The sequence below is a fragment of the Mesorhizobium sp. M8A.F.Ca.ET.181.01.1.1 genome (assembly GCF_004792025.1).
Classification (GTDB): Bacteria; Pseudomonadota; Alphaproteobacteria; order Rhizobiales; family Rhizobiaceae; genus Mesorhizobium.
Genome location: NZ_SRTV01000206.1, coordinates 1 through 312 on the forward strand (window position 1 = coordinate 1; position 312 = coordinate 312).

The window sequence follows — 312 nt, forward strand, 5'->3', positions numbered from 1 at the left end:
TGTCGCCCTCGGCCTTGCGCAGGATGTTGCGGATGCGCTTGTTGGCGGCAGGCAGTGCTTCGGCTTCCGGCAGTGCGGCGAAGGTGCCGATCGCATCCAGGCGGCGGTCGAAGTCGTACAGCGAGGCCGGCTTCAGTTCGGCCACCGCGTTGAAGTGCGTGGCCGGCACGCCCTTGTCGCCGTAATAGCCCTTCAGGCGGTCGAGGATGAAGTCGTACAGCTCGCCGACATCGGCCTGCACGTTGCGCGCGGCCAGGCCGGCGTTGGCGCTGGCCAGCAGCGCGAGCAGGTCCAGCGCGCACAACAGCACTG

Annotated in this window: 1 pseudogene; it reads right to left on the bottom strand. The window is 68.3% G+C overall.

The features are described from left to right. Positions 1-312 (bottom strand): annotated as a pseudogene (locus tag EN824_RS34265) (hypothetical protein); the annotation flags it as partial.